The organism is Streptomyces varsoviensis, assembly GCF_000718635.1.
GTDB lineage: Bacteria > Actinomycetota > Actinomycetes > Streptomycetales > Streptomycetaceae > Streptomyces > Streptomyces varsoviensis.
On record NZ_JOBF01000011.1, the window covers coordinates 214,278 to 232,222 of the forward strand.

The window sequence follows — 17,945 nt, forward strand, 5'->3', positions numbered from 1 at the left end:
GGACGACCCATGCCTGACACGACCGACGACCGGCCGCACGGCCGCGGCTCCGGGTGGGCCGCGCCGCGGGACGAACTCCCGCTGTCCGCCGTGCAGGAGGCCATGTGGGTCGCCTGGCAGCGCGACCCCGAGCGGTGGGAGCACATCATCCCGCTGGCCCTCGACGTCAGCGGCCGCCTGGACACTGACCGACTTCGGTCGGCCGTAACGGAACTGACGCGCCGCCACCCCATGCTGCGGGCCCGCGTCGTCGAGACCCGTACCGGAACCCGGCTGTCCTGGGCCGGTGCGGAGGCCCCCGTGCCCTTCACCGTCCGTACGGTGACCGGCGGACGCTATGACGCCATCGTGGCCGCACGAGCCCCCTTCGACCTGAACCGGGGACCGCTGGCGCGGGTCGAGGTGCTGTACGGGCCGGACTACACGCTCCTGCTGCTCACCGTCCACCACCTCGTCCTGGACGGCACCTCGACCCCCTTCCTCCTCGACGAGCTGCGCCGGGCCTACGGCGGCGAACCGCTCGGCGAGCCGGAACCCCTCGGCCCGTACGTCGCCCATGCCCAGCGCTCATGGGAACTCGCCCTCGGCCCCGAGGGCGAGCCGCTGCGGGAGTACTGGCGCTCCGCCCTGGCCGGCACCGGCGACGCAGCGGCCGACCGGCCGCTGCCCGTACGGTCCGAGCCGGACGGCTACCGGCAATTCCCGCTCCCCATCGACCATCAACTGTCGGCTGAAGTAAGGAAGTTGGCGAGGCGACTGGGTGTCACCTACTTCACCGTCATGTTCGCCGCCCTCTTCGTGACCCTGCACCGCCACACCGCCTCGGACGACATCATCGCGTCCGCGCCCTACCACGGGCGATCCGCCCCGGCCCTCGACGGGCGCGTCGGCTTCTTCGTCAACGTGCTGCCGTTCCGGCAGCAGATCGACGGCTCCCGCACCTACGCGGAGCTGGCGCGCGGGCTGCGGGAGCGGGTACGCGCCGGGGTCGGGCACGGGGACCTGCCGCTGCCCGCGATCCTGCGTGCGGCGGACCTCACCGGCCCGGCCGGTCGCGCCTGTACGCACCAAGTGGTCCTGCAATACGTGCAGTTCGGCCATGAGGACGACGGCGCTTGGTGTGGCGGGCCCGATGTGGGGCGGCTGCGGTTCGGCGCCGGGGAGACCTCGTGCGAGCTGCGGCTGCTGGAGCTGACGGACGTACCGGACTACCGGCTCACCGTCCTGCTGATGGAGGACAGCCACGGCAGCCGCATGCTGTGGAAGGACCCGGACGGCTCGCTCGGCGCGGAACTCCTCGCCTCGCTGGCCCGGGACCACGTGGCCGTCGTGGCGGACATGGTCGCCGACCCGCACCGCACCGTGGCGGAGGGCCTGGCGCTGCTGCCTGCCGTCAGCGTGCCCCCGGCGCCGACCGCCGTCGCCGACGCGACGGCCTCGGCCTCGGCCTCGGCCCCGGCCCGTACCGGCGGCGAGTACGGCGATCAGCGCCACACCTCGGCCGCCGCCCCCTCCTCCTCCGCGCCCTCGCCCTCGGTGGTGCCCGCGCCGGCTCGCGGCTTGACCTCGCCCACCGCCGTCGCGCTCGCCATGATCTGGCAGAGCGTGCTGGGCGTGCCCGTCGCCTCGGCCGAGGACTCCTTCTTCGAGCTGGGCGGGCATTCCCTGCTCGCGACCACACTGCTCACCCGCGTCGGCCGGCGCTTCGGCGTCGACCTGTCGCTGCGCGATCTCTTCACCCACCCCGGCTTCGGCGAGCTGGTGGGCGTGATCGAGCGGGCGGCGGCCGACGCGCCGCCCGCCGCCGAGGCCGACGCGGCCCCGGCGCGCCCGGAGCCCGACGGCGCCTTCCCGGCCTCCCGGTTCCAGGAGAGCATCTGGCTCGCCCAACGGCTGGACCCGGCGCACGCGACATACCACGTGCCGCTGTCCTGGGAGGTGGAGGGGGAGCTGGACGCGGGGGCCTTGCGGGACGCGCTCGCCGCCGTGATCGCCCGGCACGAGATTCTGCGCACCCGCTTCGTGGACCGCGACGGCCGGCTGTTCCAGGAGGTGATGCCGCCGTGGACCCCTGAGATCGAGCGGTTCGACCTCACGGGCGGAACCACGCGTAGTGCGGCGGTCGAGGCGTGGGCCGACGAGGCGGCGTCCGCGCTGTCCCCGGCGGACGGCCGTCTTCTGCGCGCCGCGCTCTTCACCCTCGGCCCGCGCCGCCACGTACTGTCGCTGTGCGTCCACCACCTCGTGCTCGACGGCGAGTCCGTGCCCGTGCTCGTACGGGAGTTGGAGCGGTGTTACGCGCCGTCAGCTACGGGCGAGGCACCGCCGCCGCCCCGGCACCAGTACCGGGACCTGGTGGCGGCCGAGGGGGCGGGGTCGGGCGCGTCCGATGATGTCGCCTACTGGTGCCGCCAGTTGAAGGGAGCGCCGAGTTCGCTCGGGCTCGCCGCCCCCGCCTCGGTCGAGCCGTTGGGGAACTTGGGGCTGGAGCTGTCGCCCGACGTGGCGCGCGAGCTGCTGCCCGTACAGCGTGCGGAGAAGGTCTCGGCCTTCATGGTCCAGGCGACCGCGGTGGCCGCCGCCCTGCACCGCTGGACCGGTCTCACGGATCTCACCTTCGGCATCCCGGTGGCCCATCGCGGTCCGGCCGCCTTCCCGGACGTCATCGGGCCGTGCCTCAACACGCTGGTGCTGCGCTCCCGGTGCACCCCGGAGATGACGCTCGCCGACCTGCTGCGCGCGCTGCGGGAGGAGATCATCGACGCCTTCGAGCACCGGGCGGCGTCGTTCGAGGACGTGGTGCGCGGCCTCGCGCCGAGGCGGTCGCCGGGGCAGACGCCGTACGCGGACGTCCTGCTCAACAGCGTCAGCCTGACCAACTGGTCGGGGCGGCTGGGGGACGCCCGGCTGCGGCCCGTGGACTTCGTCGCGCGGCGCACGGAGACGAGCAAGTTCCCTGTGACCATTACCTTCGCGGAACGGGACGCGGGGCTGCGGGGCTCCCTGGCCTACCGGGGCGACCGGGTCGGGGCCGATGCCGCCGGCCGGCTGGCGGACGGGATCTCCGCGGTCCTCGGCCATTTCCGGGCACTGCTGCCGGAACCGGTATTCGGGCGAGGGGCTGCGGGGCCGGCCCGGGGCGGGGCGCCGGTACCGGGCGGAGCACCGAGCCCGGACCGGCTACGGAGCCCGGCCCGTACGCCGAGCCCGGCCCGTACGCCGAGCTCTTCGCTTGGGCCGACCCAGGGAAGGAACGGAGCGAACTCATGAGGAAATTTCGATTCGGCGTCAATCTGAATTCAGCAACCAGCCATCAGGAGTGGACGCGGAAGTGCCGCGCGGCTCAGTCGCACGGATTCGACGTGCTCACGGTTCCGGACCATCTCGGAGTGCAGGCTCCGTTCCCCGCGCTGGTCGCGGCGGCGGCGGTGACGGAAAGGGTTCGAGTTTCAACATTCGTGCTCAACTGTGCTTTCTGGAACCCGGTTCTGTTGACTCGCGAGGTCATGACAACTGATCGGCTCACCGATCGGCGGCTCGAAGTGGGGCTGGGCACCGGATATGTGCGTTCGGAGTTCGACAAGGCGGGGGTGGAGTGGGGCACGGCCGGCAGCCGTGTCGATGGTTTGGAACGGACGGCCGCGGAACTGACCCGGCTGCTGGACCACCCCCGCGAACTGGGGGACACTCAGCCGCCTGCCCGGCCGCCGCTCCTCATCGGCGGCAACGGCGACCGGGTAATGGGGCTGGCGGCGCGCCACGCCGATATCGTCGCGTTCACCGGAGCCGTACTCAAACGCGGGGCCACGCGTGGCACCTTGCAGCTCCTTGACGCGGACACGGTCGCGGAACGGGTGGCGTATTTCGAGAAGACCGCCGGCGATCGCGCGCCCGGAATCGAGCGCAACATTCTGGTCCAGGCCGTCGTGGTGACGGACCGGCGGCGCGCCGCGGCGGAGACGCTGTGCCGCCGGATGCCGCACCTGACGCCCGATCAAGCTCTTGAGGCGCCCACGGTGTTGATGGGCACGGTGAAGGAGATCGTGGAGCAGTTGCGGGAACGGCGGGAGCGGTACGGCTTCTCTTACGTCAGCGTGCATGAATCGGCAATGACGGATTTCACACCGGTCATCGAGGCGCTTGCCGGCCAGTGAGTTTTAGGCCAAGGGGTTTTTCAGGCAGTGAGCTTCCAGGCGGTGAGTTCCGGACAGTGGATTTTCGGCCAGCGAGTTCTCGGGCGGTGAGTTTCCGGACGGCGCGTTAATGGGTAGGGAGGCGGGAGCCGAGGCGGCGGTGCCGCGTCTGCCGCCTCTCCGAAATAGGCACCCTGATAGGCGGCTCAGGGCAAGACTTGACACTCTGTATATGGAATACAGGATTCCATCGGGTTACGTTGAGCGGGACCATGTGATCCGTGCGTGCCTGGGAGTGCAGTCTTATGCCCGTCGAGCAGTTATCCCCTGGTGTGATGACACCGCCCTCCGCGGAGGGCCGACTTCCCGCGGGGGACGCCGGGCGGATTGCGCGGGGCGCGCGTAAGGGGAGTCCTTGAGAATGTCGATTGCCGTAGCCGTGCTCGCCGATGACCCGATAACCGAAGAAGGCGCCATCGTGCGCCTGAACTCTTACGACGAGATTTCAGCGCGTTCCCTGGATTCATGCCACGCCGACAGCGCCTTCGATGTTCTGCTCGTCCTGGCCAACGGGGTGACCGGATCCATGCTCACCAGGGTGGCGCGGGTGCGCCGGGAAAGCGGCGGCGGAGGGCGCGGGGTGCCAGTGGTGCTCGTCGCCAACGAATTCCCGGAACACTCCATGCTCCGCGCCATCAGTCTCGGACTTGTCAACCTGCTCTACCGGAAGGAGAGCAGCTTCAACGCCATCGCGCGCGCCGTCGTATCGGCCGCGCGAGGCTGTACGAAGCCCGGCGGCGACGGGGTGCAGCAGCGGCTCATCGGCCAGATCAAGGCGATCCGCGAAACCGCGCTCATCCCGCACGGGCTCAACGTCGCCGGCCTGGGGGCCAGAGAGGTCAACGTGCTCAGACTGCTGGCGGACGGCCTGAGCACCAAAGAAGTGGCGGGCCGGATCGGCTGCTCCGAACGCACCATAAAGAGCGTCATCCACCAGCTCGTGGCCCGCCACAACCTCAAGAACCGCACGCACGCCGTGGCGTTCGCGCTGCGCACCGGAGTGCTGTAACGCAGGTGTCACCCCCCCACCCGCGGCCGAAGCCGGCCGCGGGTCTTCAGCGCGTCACTCGGCTTCGCCGGACTCCGGCAGCCCGCCCAGAAACTCGATCAGAGCCGCGTTGACCTCGTCGGGCCGCTCCTGCTGGGTCCAGTGCCCGCAGCCGGGCAGCAACACGGTGTCGCGCAGCTTCGGGGCGACGGCGGTGAGGTTCTTCAGATACACGTCCATGCCGTGGAAGGACACCACCATGTCCCGGTCCCCGTAGACGTACAGCGCAGGCACCTCGATCCGCAGCCCCCGGAACACGGCCGTCAGCTCGTGGTTGCGCTGAATATTGCGGTACCAGTTGAGGGGCCCGGTGAAGGCGCGGTCCCCGTGTTCGGCATAGTCCCGCGTGAACGCCTCGATATCCTCCGGCGTGAGCCAGCCGGGCAGTTGTTCCGGCTCCTGGATCGTGTCCAGTAGCGAGGCGCCCTCGGGAATGACCCAGGGGCGGGGCGTCGCGGTGGCGGGATTGTCGCCCGAACCGCTGTAGAGCGTACGGCGGAAGCTGGACGCCGGGTCCCGGGCCAACTCGGCGTCCGCGACGCCAGGTTGCTGGAAGTAGAGCTGATAGAACCCGTCGCCGTAGTGCTCCCGGCTGTCCTCCAGCGAACCCAGCCCCGCCGGCGGCGCCGGCGGCACACTGAGCCCCGCGACACCCCGCACGACATCCGGCCGCAGCAACGCACTGGCCCACGCCACCGGCGCCCCCCAGTCGTGCCCCACGACCACGGCCCGCTCCTCACCGAGCGCGTGGATGAGCCCGATCACATCCCCGGTCAGATGCAGCAGGCTGTAAGCCTCGACATCCTCGGGCTGCTCACTGCGCGCATACCCCCGCTGATCAGGCGCCACCACCCGATACCCCGCATCCGCCAGTGGCCCGAACTGATGCCGCCACGAATACCAACTCTCCGGAAACCCGTGCAACAACACGACCAGAGGCCCCCGCCCCTGCTCCGCGATATGCAGCCTGACTCCGTTGACCTCGACAAACCTGTGCTCGACGGTGGAGCTCACGCATCCTCCCAACGTGCCAAAGGGGCTTGGACTCTACCCGTCCCCACACTCGCCCGGCGAGAGGTGCCGTACGCACGGGGGCGAGCCCCGACAACTCGGCACTCGCCCCGCCACACTTCCGCCCCACACGGCCATCACCCGCAAGCGGCATACTCCACAAACCGCCCCCACTCGCCCCGCCCGAAAACGAGATGGGGCCGCTTCGCGTCCTTGGAGTCCCTGACCGACACGGCTTGCTCGGTGATAGCGACCTCGACGCAGTTGTCGCCTTCGGTGCCGCTGTAGCTGGACTTGAACCAGGCCAGTTCTGGCGAGCTCACGATGCGCCTCCACTCTGCTCCAGCAGGCCCCGAGGAAAGGGGGCCTGTAGGAGGAGTACCGCCTGAGCGGCGCGACGTCAGCTCCGGGTGGCATACCGCACGAACTGCGCCCACTCGCGCCGCCCGATGGCGAAGTGGGGACGGGAGGTGTCTTTGGAATCCCGTACACAGACGGCGTGTTCGGTGATGGCCACCTCTATGCAGTTGTCGCCCGCGGTGCCGCTGTAGCTGGACTTGAACCAGGTGAGTTCGGTCGTGGTCATAGTGCTCCTCTGATCCGCTCCATCAGACCCACGGAGTCCTCGGGACTGAGGGCCTGTGAACGGGGTGTCGCATACCGTTGATGCAGGATGGCCGCCTCTTTAGGGCTAGCGATCAGCCGGCCGTTCTCCTGCCCTTCGGAGTACGCGAGCCGTCTGCCGTCGGTGGTCTCCAGAAGGGATAGGGGGCCGTCCAGACCCGCGTGCCGACGGCTGCACGTAGGCATGACCTGGATCGAAGTGTTGCGCAGGGTGGCGAGGTCCAGGATGCGATCCAACTGGCCGACCGTGACCTCGAAGCCGCCGAGTCCGCGTCGCAGGATGTGCTCTTCCATGATGAAGCTGAACTCGGTGTTGGGGCGCTCATTGAGCAACCGCTGACGCTCCATGCGTGCGGCCACCTGCGCCTCCATCTGTTCGTCCGACAGGGGAGGGATGCGGTTCTCGAACGCCGCGCGGGCGTATGCCTCCGTCTGCAACAGCCCTGGCACCAGACGACACTCGTACGTACCGAGAGTCGCCGCGATCTTCTCCAGTCTCGCCCACTCCCGGAACCACGCGGCCAGCCCCGGGCGGCGCGTCAGGTGCCTTGCTGCCTTTCGCAGGGCGTTCGTGTTCCCGAGCACGCCCTCCGCCCGTTCCACGAAGTCCTTGTCCGGCATGCGGCGACCCAATTCGATGGACGCGACGGTGTGTTGTGAGAAGCGCACCACGTCGCCGAGTTCTGTTCGGCTGAGTCCCGCGTGTTCGCGCAGGGCTTGGACTATCGCGCCGAAGGTGCGCATGCTGTCGGAGGAGTCCGGTTCCCTCTCCCAGTCGCGCGCTTCGTCCTCGCGCGTTTCGTCCGGCGGATCGGTCATGTCGGTCATACGCGGCCACCTCCAGGTGACGTGAATTCCCCGCGCTCAATTGACACAGCGTGACCACATGTTGTGCGTGCTGTCCATATCGGAACCGCGTACGTGCGCCGCCCGTACGCGGTTCCCCGCTGGTCAGTCCTCCTTTAGCGCTCGTAAGGGCGAGGGCTGAGCAGCCGAATTCGGTACGACTGCTGGTTACCGTACGTGCTTTCAGGTGGAGGTGTGCCGCCGAGGGCTCGACGGCTCAGTGGCCCAGCCGCGCCAGGGCCTGTTCCGGGTAGCGGCCGCCGGCTACCGCGTCGGGGGGGACGGTGGAGCGTAGGAGGGCGACCTGGTCGGGGGAGAGGGTGATTTCCGCGGCGGCGGCGTTTTCTTCCAGGTAGTGGGGGCGCTTGGTGCCGGGGATGGGGATGATGTCGTCGCCTTGGGCGAGGAGCCAGGCCAGGGCGGCTTGGGTGGGGGTGCAGCCGATCTGGGCGGCCACCTCGCCTATGGCGCGGACGAGGGCCAGGTTGCGGTCGATGTTCTCGTCGGAGAAGCGGGGCCAGCGGCGGCGGTTGTCGGTTTCGGCCAGTTCGGCGCGGGAGGTCACCGAGCCTGTCAGCATGCCCCGGCCCAGCGGGGAGTAGGCGACCACCGCTATCCCCAGTTCGCGGCAGGTGGACAGGATGTCGCCTTCCACCACGTCGCGGGTGAAGAGGGAGTACTCCAACTGGATCGCGCTGATGGGGTGTTCGGCGTGCGCCCGGCGCAGCGTGGTGGCGTTCACCTCGCTCAAACCCAGGTGGCGCACCTTGCCCGCACGCACCAGTTCGGCCATCGCGCCCACCGTCTCCTCGATGGGCACCTCGGGGTTCCGGCGGTGGACGTAGTAGAGGTCGAGGCGGTCGGTGCCCAAGCGGCGCAGCGAGGCTTCGCAGGCCGCCGGGACGTACGCGGCCGAGGTGTCCACGCCGTCGACCCGGCCCGTCGCGGGGTCGTGGCGCAGGCCGAACTTGGTCGCCAGCACCACGCTGTCGCGCCGCCGCGCGCCGCCGGACAGCCAGCGGCCGACCAGTTCCTCGTTGGCCCCGCGCCCGTACGCGTCGGCCGTGTCCAGCAGGGTGATGCCCAGCTCGGCGGCGCGGTCCAGGGTCCGCTGGGACTCCGCCTCGTCGGGGACCCCGTACGCGATGGACATGCCCATGCAGCCGAGGCCGATCGCCGACACCTCCGGGCCGTCGGTTCCCAGCGTGCGGTACCTCATCGCGTGCTCCTGTTCCTCGGTCATGCGGGGTTTCATGCAGGGGTTTCGGTGGCTGTCTGGTCCGTATGCGGTTTCGGGGCCTGCTGTGGCAGTGATCTGTACGCGCGCGCCACCGCCAGCAGCCACGCCACCTCGCCCGCGTAGTCGCCCTCCTTCGCCGACGACGGCTCCGGGACCACCGGATGCGCGCCGACCGGCACGTTGTCGCGCTTGGCGCGCAGCGCGGCCCGTACCGCCGTGGCGTACACGGCCGCGCGCAGCTCCTCGCCCGACAGGCCCGCCCGCCGGGCGTCGCGGTCCGCCGCGGCCATGGCGGCGGGCTCCATGTACGGCCGCAGGACGAGCAGCCCGTCCTGGATCTCGATCACCTTGCGGTACAGGCGGTAGTTGATGTCCCGCGGCATGAAGCGGGCCAGCCGGGCCAGCCGCGTCGGCGGCTCCGGGCTGAGCGCGATGTGCGGGAGCGCCCCGTACAGCGCGTCCCACAGCGGATGCAGCCGCTGGTAGGCCCAGAAGTTGCGGGCCAGCCGCCGCCAGTCCGAGAGCCGGGGCCCCCAGGACGGCATGGTGAGCCCGGCGACCAGGAAGGAGATGCCGATGCCGTTGGCCACCGGCGTCAGGAGTTCCCAGTCGAGCGGTTCCAGCCCGGACTGCACGGCGATCAGGGACGCGGCCCGGTTCAGGCAGTAGATGAGGCACGCGCCCGCGCCGATGCCCGTACTGAACAGGCCCCGGCGCAGCCACTGCCGCCCGGAGACCCGCCCGTACCGCCGGCACAGCCGCATGATCTCGACCATGCCGGAGCCGAAGGCGCTCACGTACAGCAGGAGGTATCCGGCGACCAGCGGGCGGTGCGCGTTCTGCAGGAGGTAGTGCGCGCTGCGGCCCCGGGACTCGGACCCGGCGATGCCCCACAGCGTCAGCATCGCGGCCGCGCACAGCACGGCGATCACCAGCCGCACCAGCGCCCGCCGGCCCGCCTCCTCGCGGGGGTAGACCCAGTAGACGATGGCGATCAGGAAGGCCGCGCTGGAGCAGACGCCGCCCAGCAGGTGAATGCCGAGCGCGCCGAGGTTGGGCACGCCCAGCGCGCTGTCCACGGTCGCGGCGACGGAGGGGGTGGAGAGGGTGAAGGAGATTCCCTTGCAGGAGAAGGCGATGATCAGGGCGATGAGCGCCGGGTCCCCCCGGTGGTGGCGCACATCACGGAGTTTGTAGAGCAGGGCCAGCGCGCAGAGCGCGGCGCACGCCGGGAACACGACACTCTTGACACCTAGCAACAGGTCCTCCGGGCCGTCACAACACTGCCGTCGATGATGCGCCGCAAGGCGTCGTGCGCGGGCTCAGTCCGGTGGATTGAGGGACTTCTCGATACGGGCGACCGCGTCCGCGTGATCGGACGGCACGTCCCATACGGACTCGACCGGGGGTCGGGTGACGCGCTCCAGAATCAGCGAGGCGACCATCTCCGCGGCCTGCTCCTCCTCGGTGGTGTAACTGGTGCGGCCGAGCACGTCCCGTACCCGCTGCGGATCGAGGTGCGGTACGAACGACTCGATGCCCATCGCGTCCGCCCCGGCGGCGTCCGAGTGGCAGCACAGCATGTGCGCCAGCTCATGGGCCACGATGTGGTCCCGGTGCAGCGCGCTGACGTTCGCCTCCACGACGATGAGGTCCATGTCGTCCATGGCCAGCCACATGCCGCAGGGGCTCTGCGCGCCCAGGGCGACCGACATGAGCTGGATGGGCCGGCCGCGGTCCCGGCTCAGCTTCTCGGTGAGCGTGGCGATCGTGCACCCGTCGGGCAGGTCCAGCCGCGCCAGGTGCGCCTCCGACGCGCGGCGCAGCGCCTTGTAGTCCTTGTGACCCCTTCTGCGTGGCCTGCCATGGGCCTTGGAGGGTTGCGAGTCCTGCGACATGCGTCCTCCTCGAAGCCGCCGAAAACCGATGCTCCACCTGCCGAGCGATGGTAACTACCCCAGTCGGCGCCCGGACAATGGTCTTGGCCGAAAGCCCATGTTGGCCGGAACCGCCCGCCGCGCCCCCGGGCCCCGGCCGGAGCACGCTACCCGAAGGTCGCCGAGGTGTCCCGGCCGTACGGCCCGTGGCCGATCCACGCCGGTCCGCGGGGCCGACTGTCTCAAAGAGACGCTTCGCCGGGCAACGGCGGCCGCGGAGGGGGCGCGCCCGCTGCCGCCCCGCGGGGTTCTTCAGGTGTCAGGGGCCGGGGGCGGCTCGGCCGCGGCGTGGCCGGCGAGCACGCCCGTACGCTTGCGCTGGACGAGCCAGTAGTAGGCGAAGCCGCCGGCGCCGACCGCGCCGATGAACAGGAACGCGCCCCAGCGCAGATACCAGTGCTGCGGCCCCGTCGCGTTGTAGACCGCCACGCGCGATGTAGCTGATGCCGGCGGCGAAGGTGTGGAAGGTGCCGAGGGTGCGCTTGAGCTCGAGACGGTAGCCCAGCTCGGCGAGCGAGTCGTCGTCACGGGACGCGCCGCTCCGGGGGGACTGGAGGGGCACCGGCTCGCCGTCGTGCGCGGCGGCGCGCCGCGGGGACCGCGGGTGCTGAGGGGCGCCGTCGTGCGACGCGTCGTCGTACGTACCGCCCGGCCCGCTCACTCGAACCACCGCTGCGGGCGCGGCGCCGTGTTCCGCCAGATGTGCTTGGCCTCCTGGTACTCCGCCAGCCCGGCCGGGCCCAGCTCCCGCCCCACCCCCGACTGCTTCATGCCGCCCCACTCGGCCTGCGGCACGTACGGATGGAAGTCGTTGATCCACACGGTGCCGCACCGCAGCCGCGCGGCGACCCGGTGCGCGCGCTCGGCGTCCCCCGTCCAGACCGCGCCGGCCAGGCCGTAGACGGTGTCATTGGCGAGGGCCACCGCCTCGTCCTCGTCGCGGAACCGCTCGACGGTGAGCACCGGGCCGAACGACTCGTCGCGCACCACCGACATCCCCGGCGCGCACTCGTCCAGGACCGTCGGCGGGTAGTAGAAGCCGCCGCTCAGCGCCGGGTCCTCGGGGCGCGCCCCGCCCAGGCGCAGCACCGCGCCCTCCGCCAGCCCGGCCGCCACGTACGCCTCGACCTTGTCCCGGTGCGCGGCCGAGATCAGCGGGCCGGTACGGGCGTGCTCGTCGAACGGGCCGCCGAGCCGGATCTCCCGCGCCCGCCGCACCACCTCGTCGACGAACGCGTCGTGCAGGGAGTCCTCGACCAGCAGCCGCGCCCCGGCCGAGCAGACCTGCCCGGAGTGCAGGAAGACCGCCATCAGGGCGTAGTCGACGGCGGTGTCGAACTCGGCGTCGGCGAAGACGATATTGGGGTTCTTGCCGCCCAGCTCCAGGGCGACCTTCTTCACCGTCGGCGCGGCCGCCGCCATGATGCGCCGCCCGGTGACGAGACCGCCGGTGAAGGAGACCATGTCCACCCGCTCGTCCGAGGTGAGCGGCGCGCCCACGGTGTCGCCCGCGCCCAGCACCAGATTGGCGGCGCCGTCCGGCAGCCCGGCCTCGGCGAGGGCCCGCATCAGCAGGATCGCGGTGTGCGGGGTCAGCTCGCTGGGCTTGAGGACGAAGGTGTTGCCGGCGGCGAGCGCCGGGGCGACCTTCCAGGCCGTCTGGAGCAGCGGATAGTTCCAGGGCGTGATCAGCGAGCAGACGCCGACCGGCTCGTGCACCACCCGGCTGTCGGTCTCCGGGCTCCCGGCGTCGACGACCCGGTCGGTGCCGCCGGCGGCGCCGAGGTTGCCGAAGTAGCGGAAGCAGTTCGCGATGTCGTCCATGTCGTACTCGCTCTCCACCAGCCGCTTCCCGGTGTCCAGGGACTCGGCTCGGGCGAACGCGGCCTTGTCGCGCTCCAGCAGGCACGCGACGCGCAGCAGCAGCCGGCCGCGCTCGGCGGCCGGGGTGCGGGGCCAGGGCCCGCGGTCGAACGCGTCGCGGGCGGCGGCCACGGCGGCGGCCGCGTCCTCGGGTCCCGCCTCGTCCACGGCCGCCACCAGCGTGCCGTCCGCCGGACAGCGGATCTCGCGCGTACGGCCCTCGGCGGCCGTGGTCCACTGACCGCCGATGAACAGCTCCGGCATGGGGTCCCTCCGGGCTCGTGAGCAATGGCTCTTTGATGCGTGTTGATGTGTACGGGTCATATGGCGCGCCTGGGCGCGGGACGGCGTGGCGGGGCTGGTATGGGGCAGAGCCTAAGCGGCGGGGGACACGCGCACATGGCGTACGCCGCCGTTCGGCCGACGGATGCCGGGCGCGGGGCGGTGCCGCGGGCGCGCGTCGCCGGACGTACGGGGGTGGGGTTCGGTCCGGGCGTTCCCTAGGGGACCCGACGGCCCGGGAGATCTCGGAGGTCCCGGTCATTCCGGTGATCGTCCTGGCGACGGACGGCCGCGGGTGGACTAAAGATGGGGGCGCGGCCCGCATCCGTACTGCCGAAAGAGTAGGGGGAAGTCCCTCCGTGCGGACGACGCAGGAAGCACCGGCCGCGCGTCATTGTTGGAGGTATGAACGATGACCGACGGACCCGGCGAGGCGAGACATGAGCCCACTCGTGCTCTCGGTACTGCTCTGCGTGGTCTCCGCCGTCTGCTACGCGGCCGGCGCCATCGTGCAGGAGCGCGTCGCCGCCACCGGCCCGCACGGTACGTACGCGCCGCTGGCGCAGCCCCGCTGGTGGGGTGCGGTGGTCCTGACCGGCGCGGGGGCCGGGCTGCACGTCGCGGCGCTGGCGTACGGGCCGCTGAGCCTCGTGCAGCCGCTCGGGGCGCTCACGATCGTCTTCGCGCTCCCGATGGGCGCCCTCGTCGTCCGCCGCCGGGTCGCCGCCGCGGGCTGGCGCGGCGCGATCCTCGCCTCCGCCGGGCTCGCCGGCCTGATGTCGTTGACCGGCGAGGCCCGCCCAGGGGAGTCCCTGGACACCTCCGAGCGGCCGGTGCTCGCCGTCGGCGTGCTCGTCGCGGCCGCGCTGCTGGTGCTCGGGGCGCGCTGGGTGCGCCGCCCGGTGGTCCGGGGCGTGGCGCTGGCCGTGGCGGCCGGCGCCGTCTTCGGCATGGCGTCCGTGTTCACCAAGACCGTCGCCGAGGGCTGGGCCGACGGCGAGGCGCTGGCCGTCCTCGCGCCCAGCATGGCGGCCGTCGCGGTGCTGGCGGTCTCGGGGCTGCTGCTCTCGCAGGCCTCCTACCGGGGGGCGGGGCTCGCGGCGCCGCTCGCCACGGCGACGGTCGTCAATCCGGCGGTCGCGGCGGCGGTGGGGATAGCGGCGATGGGGGAGCGGTTCCGGTACGGGTTGCCGGGCGAACTGCTGGCGCTCGTCGCCGCCGCGGTCGCGGCCGTCGGAGTCGTCATGCTCACCGTCGAGGGCAGCAAACACGAGCCGCAGGAGCAGGAGCGGGAGCGGGAGCAGGAGCGGGAGACGGACGGGCCGCGCGGGCCGCGGGGGCCGGGCGGGACGCGCACCACGACCCCGCTGCCCCGGCCCGCCCGCGAACTGTCGCCGAACCCCGCGGCCGCCGCCCCCGCCGCCGCGCCCGAGCCGTCCCTGGAGCGCAGGTCGCGGCTGCGGCTGCCGCGCGGCGAGCGGTTCGGCGCGTTCAGGGGAGCGGCCGACGAGGACGGTACGGGCCGCCGCCTGGTGACGGCGGGCGCGAAGAGCACCGCGAAATAGCGGGTCCGGCGGGGGCTTCGCCAGGGGCGGAGCCCCGCCGACGCCGGCCCGGCCGTCAGTCCATGATCAAGATTATTGGATTGTCAGTGCCGACCCGTATGTTGATCGGCATGAAGCACGGGAAACCCAAGGGGCAGGGGCTGGCGCGCTCATCGGCGCTGATGGCGGTGGGGACGGTGATCTCCCGTGCGACGGGGATGATCAGGCTCCTGCTCCAGGCGGCGGCGCTCGGGTCGGGGCTGCTCGCCAGCACGTACAACACGGCCAACACCGTGCCCGCGAGCCTCTACTTCCTCATCATGGGCGGCGCGCTCAACGCGGTGCTCGTGCCCCAGCTCGTACGGGCCCGGCTGGAGCAGCCCGACGGCGGGCGGGCCTACGAGCAGCGGCTGGTCACCCTCGTGGTGTGCGTGCTCGCGGTCGGGACGGCGCTCGCCGTATGGGCGGCCCCGGAGATCGTCAGCGTCTATATGCGCGACACGCCGGACCACCACGCGGCGTACGAGCTGACCGTGGTCTTCGCGCGGTTCCTGCTGCCGCAGATCTTCTTCTACGGGCTGTTCGGCATACTCGGCCAAGTGCTCAACGCGCGCGGCAAGTTCGGCGCGATGATGTGGACGCCGGTCCTCAACAACGTCGTGCTGATCGCCATGTTCGGCCTCTACCTCGGCTTCGTCGCCGCGCCCGACAGCGTCCAGGAGATCACGGCCGCGCAGGTACGGCTGCTGGGCATCGGCACCACCGTCGGCATCGCGCTCCAGGCGCTCTCGCTGATCCCCTACGTGCGGGAGGCGGGCTTCCGGTTCCGGCCGCGCTTCGACTGGCGCGGGGCCGGGCTGCGCCGGAGCGCCGTCGCCGCGCGCTGGACGCTGCTGTTCATCCTGGTCAACCAGGTGGCGATGACCGTCGTCACGAACTACGCCAACGCCGCCGACCTGGCGAGCCCGCAGGGCGGAGTGGGCAACTCCGCCTACTTCTACGCCCAGAACATCTGGAGCCTGCCCCAAGCCGTCGTCACGGTCTCACTGGTCACCGCGTTGCTCCCCCGCCTCACCCGTGCCGCCGCCGAAGAGCGGATCGACGACATGCGCGACGACCTCTCCCGCGCGCTGCGCGTCAGCGGCGTCGTCATCGTCCCCGCCGCCTTCTTCTTCCTGGTCTTCGGCCCCCAACTGGCGGCCCTGCTGATCGGCCACGGCACCGGGGACGCCGCCTCGGCGGAACCGGCGGGCAACATGCTCCAGGCGTTCGGGCTCGGCCTGATCCCGTTCTCCGCCCAGTACCTGCTGCTGCGCGGCTTCTACGCCGTCGAGGACACCCGTACGCCGTTCTGGATGGCCGTATGGATATCCGGCGTCAACGTGGCCCTCGCCACCGCCTGCCACCAACTGCTGCCCGTGCGCTGGGCCGTGACCGGCATGGCCGCCGCCTACGGCATCTCGTACGGCGTGGGCCTCCTGATCACCGCGCTGCTGCTGCGCCGCAGGCTGGCGGGGCGGCTCGACGGCAAGCGGCTGTGCCGGACGTACGGCAAGCTCACGCTCGCGGCGCTCCTCGCCGGCGCGGCCGGCCTCGCCGCCGCCCGCGTCTCCAGCGCGCCCGCCCTGGCGCTGGCCGCCGGGGGAGTGGTGATGGCCGGCCTGTTCGTCCTGCTCGCGAAGGCGCTGCGGATCGGCGAACTCCGCAGCCTGCCGGGCCTCGGCTGAACCGCCAGGCGCTTCCCGGAGCCGTCCCGGTATTTTCCCGAGCCCGCCCGGCACCTTCCGGAGCGCGCCCGGCACCTTCCGGAGTCTGTTTGGCACTTCCCTGAGTCCGCCCGGCACTGCCCGGAGTCCGCCTGGCACTGCCCGGACCGCCTGGCACTTCCCTGAGCGCGTCCGGCACCTCCCTGAGCCCGCCCGGCGCCCCTCAGGAGGGTCCGGGCGGGCTCAGGTGGTCCGGGGGCGTCAACGGCAGGGTGAAGCCGATCTCGGCGCCGCCGTCCTCGCGGTTCGCGGCGTGGACGGTGCCGCCATGCGCCGCCGCGACCTCCCGGACGATGGCGAGACCGAGGCCCGAGCCGGGGAGGCTGCGCGCGGTGGAGGCGCGGTAGAAGCGGCCGAAGATGTGTGGCAGGTCGGCCGCGTCCAGGCCGGGGCCCCGGTCCCGTACGTCCACCCGCCCGCCCGTGACCACGATCTCCAGCGGGTCGGCGCGGTCCTGGTCGAACTTGGCGGCGTTCTCCAGCAGGTTGGAGATCGCCCGCTGGACGGCGGGCGCCCAGCCCAGCACCGTCGCCGGGGCCGCCGTCCGCACGGTGACCGTACGGCCCGTGCGGCGCCGCGCCAGCGCGGCGGCCCGCTCGGCCGCCTCGCCCAGCGCCACCGGCCCCGGCTCCCCCGCCTCGCCCTGCCCGGCCGCCAGCTCCACCAACTCGTTGACCAGGTCGGTCAGCTCCCGCGCCTCGTCCGCGAGGTCGGACAGCAGCTCGTCGCGGACATGCGGCGGCAACTGCTCGTAACGGCGCAGGGTGGACAGGTTCGTACGCAGCGACGTCAGCGGCGTACGCAGCTCGTGCCCGGCGTCCTGGACCAGGCGGCGCTGGTCCTCCTCCGAGTGCGCGAGCCGCCCGAGCATGTCGTCGAACGCCCGGCCCAGCCGCCCCACCTCGTCCTGGCCGCCGACCGGCACCGCCACGTCGAGCCGCCCCGTCGCCGCCACGCCCTCGGCGACCCCCGTCAGCCGCACCAGCCGGCCGGTGATCCGGCGCGCCAGCCACCAGCCGACGATCGAGGACGCGGCGATCAGCGCCGCCACGAAGAGAACGGTGCGCTTCTGGAGATCGTTGAGCAGATCCTCGGTGTCGCTGAGCTGCTGGGCGACCTGCACCGCGCCCCGGCCGCCGCCCAGCGAGACGGTGGCCTGCCGGTAGTCGTCCCCCTCGACCTCGCCGCCCACGAACCGGACCAGCCCCGCCCGAGGGCTCTCCGCCAAAGCCCGGTCCGTGGCCGTCACCGGCAGCGTCGGCTGCCCCGTGTCCGCTATGCGGCCCTTGGCGCCGAGCACCTGCACGACCGTACGGGTCGGGCGTATCAGGTCGTCCCGCGGACCGTCGTGGTCCGGGTCCCCGGAGACGTAGTCGGCGGGGTAGAGCGCCTTGTGCGTGACCTGCTGGCGCAGGTCCTGCACCACCTGCCGGAAGACGGACTGCTGGTCCACCCGCACCAGATGCGCGGCCGCGTCGTAGCTGAGAAAACCCACCAGCCCCGTGACCACCGTGGTCACCAGCGCGAAGGAGGCGGCGAAGACGGTGCGCAGGCTCGGGCGGGGGCGCGGCCGCAGACGCAGATTCACGGG

The 17,945-nt window shown here is 71.7% G+C and carries 14 protein-coding genes and 1 pseudogene; 5 read left to right on the forward strand and 10 right to left on the reverse strand.

Annotated elements, in window-relative coordinates; genetic code table 11:
* Positions 1–9: 9 nt before the first annotated feature.
* The 3 genes from IF55_RS17245 (at position 10) to IF55_RS17255 (ending at position 5,202) form a co-directional block, all read left to right on the forward strand.
* Positions 10–3,270, forward strand: a complete 3,261-nt coding sequence (locus IF55_RS17245; protein WP_037963060.1) for a condensation domain-containing protein — start codon at positions 10–12, stop codon at positions 3,268–3,270.
* Positions 3,267–4,154: an LLM class F420-dependent oxidoreductase gene (locus IF55_RS17250; protein WP_030877033.1), complete on the forward strand. Its 888-nt coding sequence runs from the start codon at positions 3,267–3,269 to the stop codon at positions 4,152–4,154. Before IF55_RS17245 ends, IF55_RS17250 begins: the two co-directional genes overlap by 4 nt.
* A 400-nt stretch (positions 4,155–4,554) precedes the next feature.
* The gene (locus IF55_RS17255) at positions 4,555–5,202 is read left to right on the forward strand and encodes a helix-turn-helix transcriptional regulator (RefSeq protein WP_030877028.1); all 648 of its coding nucleotides are present in this window, start codon (positions 4,555–4,557) and stop codon (positions 5,200–5,202) included.
* A gap of 54 nt (positions 5,203–5,256) precedes the next feature.
* Here IF55_RS17255 and IF55_RS17260 read toward each other — a convergent pair whose 3' ends face one another.
* The 9 genes and pseudogenes from IF55_RS17260 to IF55_RS17295 all read right to left on the reverse strand — a co-directional run bounded on the left by IF55_RS17260 (position 5,257) and on the right by IF55_RS17295 (position 13,026).
* Positions 5,257–6,255: an alpha/beta fold hydrolase gene (locus IF55_RS17260; protein ID WP_030877025.1), complete on the reverse strand. Its 999-nt coding sequence runs from the start codon at positions 6,253–6,255 to the stop codon at positions 5,257–5,259.
* A gap of 134 nt (positions 6,256–6,389) precedes the next feature.
* On the reverse strand, positions 6,390–6,575 hold the full coding sequence (locus tag IF55_RS17265; RefSeq protein WP_030877023.1) for a DUF397 domain-containing protein: 186 nt from the start codon (positions 6,573–6,575) through the stop codon (positions 6,390–6,392).
* Between the two features lie 77 nt (positions 6,576–6,652).
* Positions 6,653–6,838, reverse strand: a complete 186-nt coding sequence (locus IF55_RS17270; RefSeq protein ID WP_030877018.1) for a DUF397 domain-containing protein — start codon at positions 6,836–6,838, stop codon at positions 6,653–6,655.
* Positions 6,835–7,695 carry a helix-turn-helix domain-containing protein gene (locus IF55_RS17275; protein ID WP_030877016.1) on the reverse strand — a complete coding sequence of 287 codons (861 nt, stop codon included), beginning with the start codon at positions 7,693–7,695 and terminating at the stop codon, positions 6,835–6,837. Before IF55_RS17275 ends, IF55_RS17270 begins: the two co-directional genes overlap by 4 nt.
* Before the next feature lie 244 nt (positions 7,696–7,939).
* Positions 7,940–8,941 (reverse strand): aldo/keto reductase, encoded by a 1,002-nt coding sequence (locus IF55_RS17280; RefSeq protein ID WP_030877014.1) that lies wholly within the window; start codon positions 8,939–8,941, stop codon positions 7,940–7,942.
* Positions 8,942–8,973: 32 nt separating this feature from the next.
* Positions 8,974–10,200 (reverse strand): MAB_1171c family putative transporter, encoded by a 1,227-nt coding sequence (locus IF55_RS17285; protein WP_245661233.1) that lies wholly within the window; start codon positions 10,198–10,200, stop codon positions 8,974–8,976.
* Between the two features lie 84 nt (positions 10,201–10,284).
* Positions 10,285–10,860, reverse strand: a complete 576-nt coding sequence (locus tag IF55_RS17290) for a hypothetical protein (protein ID WP_078644547.1) — start codon at positions 10,858–10,860, stop codon at positions 10,285–10,287.
* A gap of 291 nt (positions 10,861–11,151) precedes the next feature.
* A pseudogene (locus tag IF55_RS38625) lies at positions 11,152–11,340 on the reverse strand (amino acid permease); the annotation flags it as partial.
* A gap of 216 nt (positions 11,341–11,556) precedes the next feature.
* Complete coding sequence (locus IF55_RS17295) at positions 11,557–13,026, reverse strand: aldehyde dehydrogenase family protein (RefSeq protein WP_030877003.1); 1,470 nt, start codon at positions 13,024–13,026, stop codon at positions 11,557–11,559.
* A 458-nt stretch (positions 13,027–13,484) separates the two neighbouring features.
* Here IF55_RS17295 and IF55_RS17300 point away from each other — a divergent pair, with 458 nt between their 5' ends.
* Positions 13,485–14,609 (forward strand): DMT family transporter, encoded by a 1,125-nt coding sequence (locus IF55_RS17300; protein WP_048832089.1) that lies wholly within the window; start codon positions 13,485–13,487, stop codon positions 14,607–14,609.
* Positions 14,610–14,719: 110 nt separating this feature from the next.
* Positions 14,720–16,315 carry a murein biosynthesis integral membrane protein MurJ gene (gene murJ, locus IF55_RS17305; RefSeq protein WP_245661234.1) on the forward strand — a complete coding sequence of 532 codons (1,596 nt, stop codon included), beginning with the start codon at positions 14,720–14,722 and terminating at the stop codon, positions 16,313–16,315.
* A 202-nt stretch (positions 16,316–16,517) separates the two neighbouring features.
* Here the strand turns inward: murJ and IF55_RS17310 are convergent, their stop codons facing one another.
* Complete coding sequence (locus tag IF55_RS17310; protein WP_030876995.1) at positions 16,518–17,942, reverse strand: sensor histidine kinase; 1,425 nt, start codon at positions 17,940–17,942, stop codon at positions 16,518–16,520.
* Positions 17,943–17,945 lie beyond the last annotated feature (3 nt).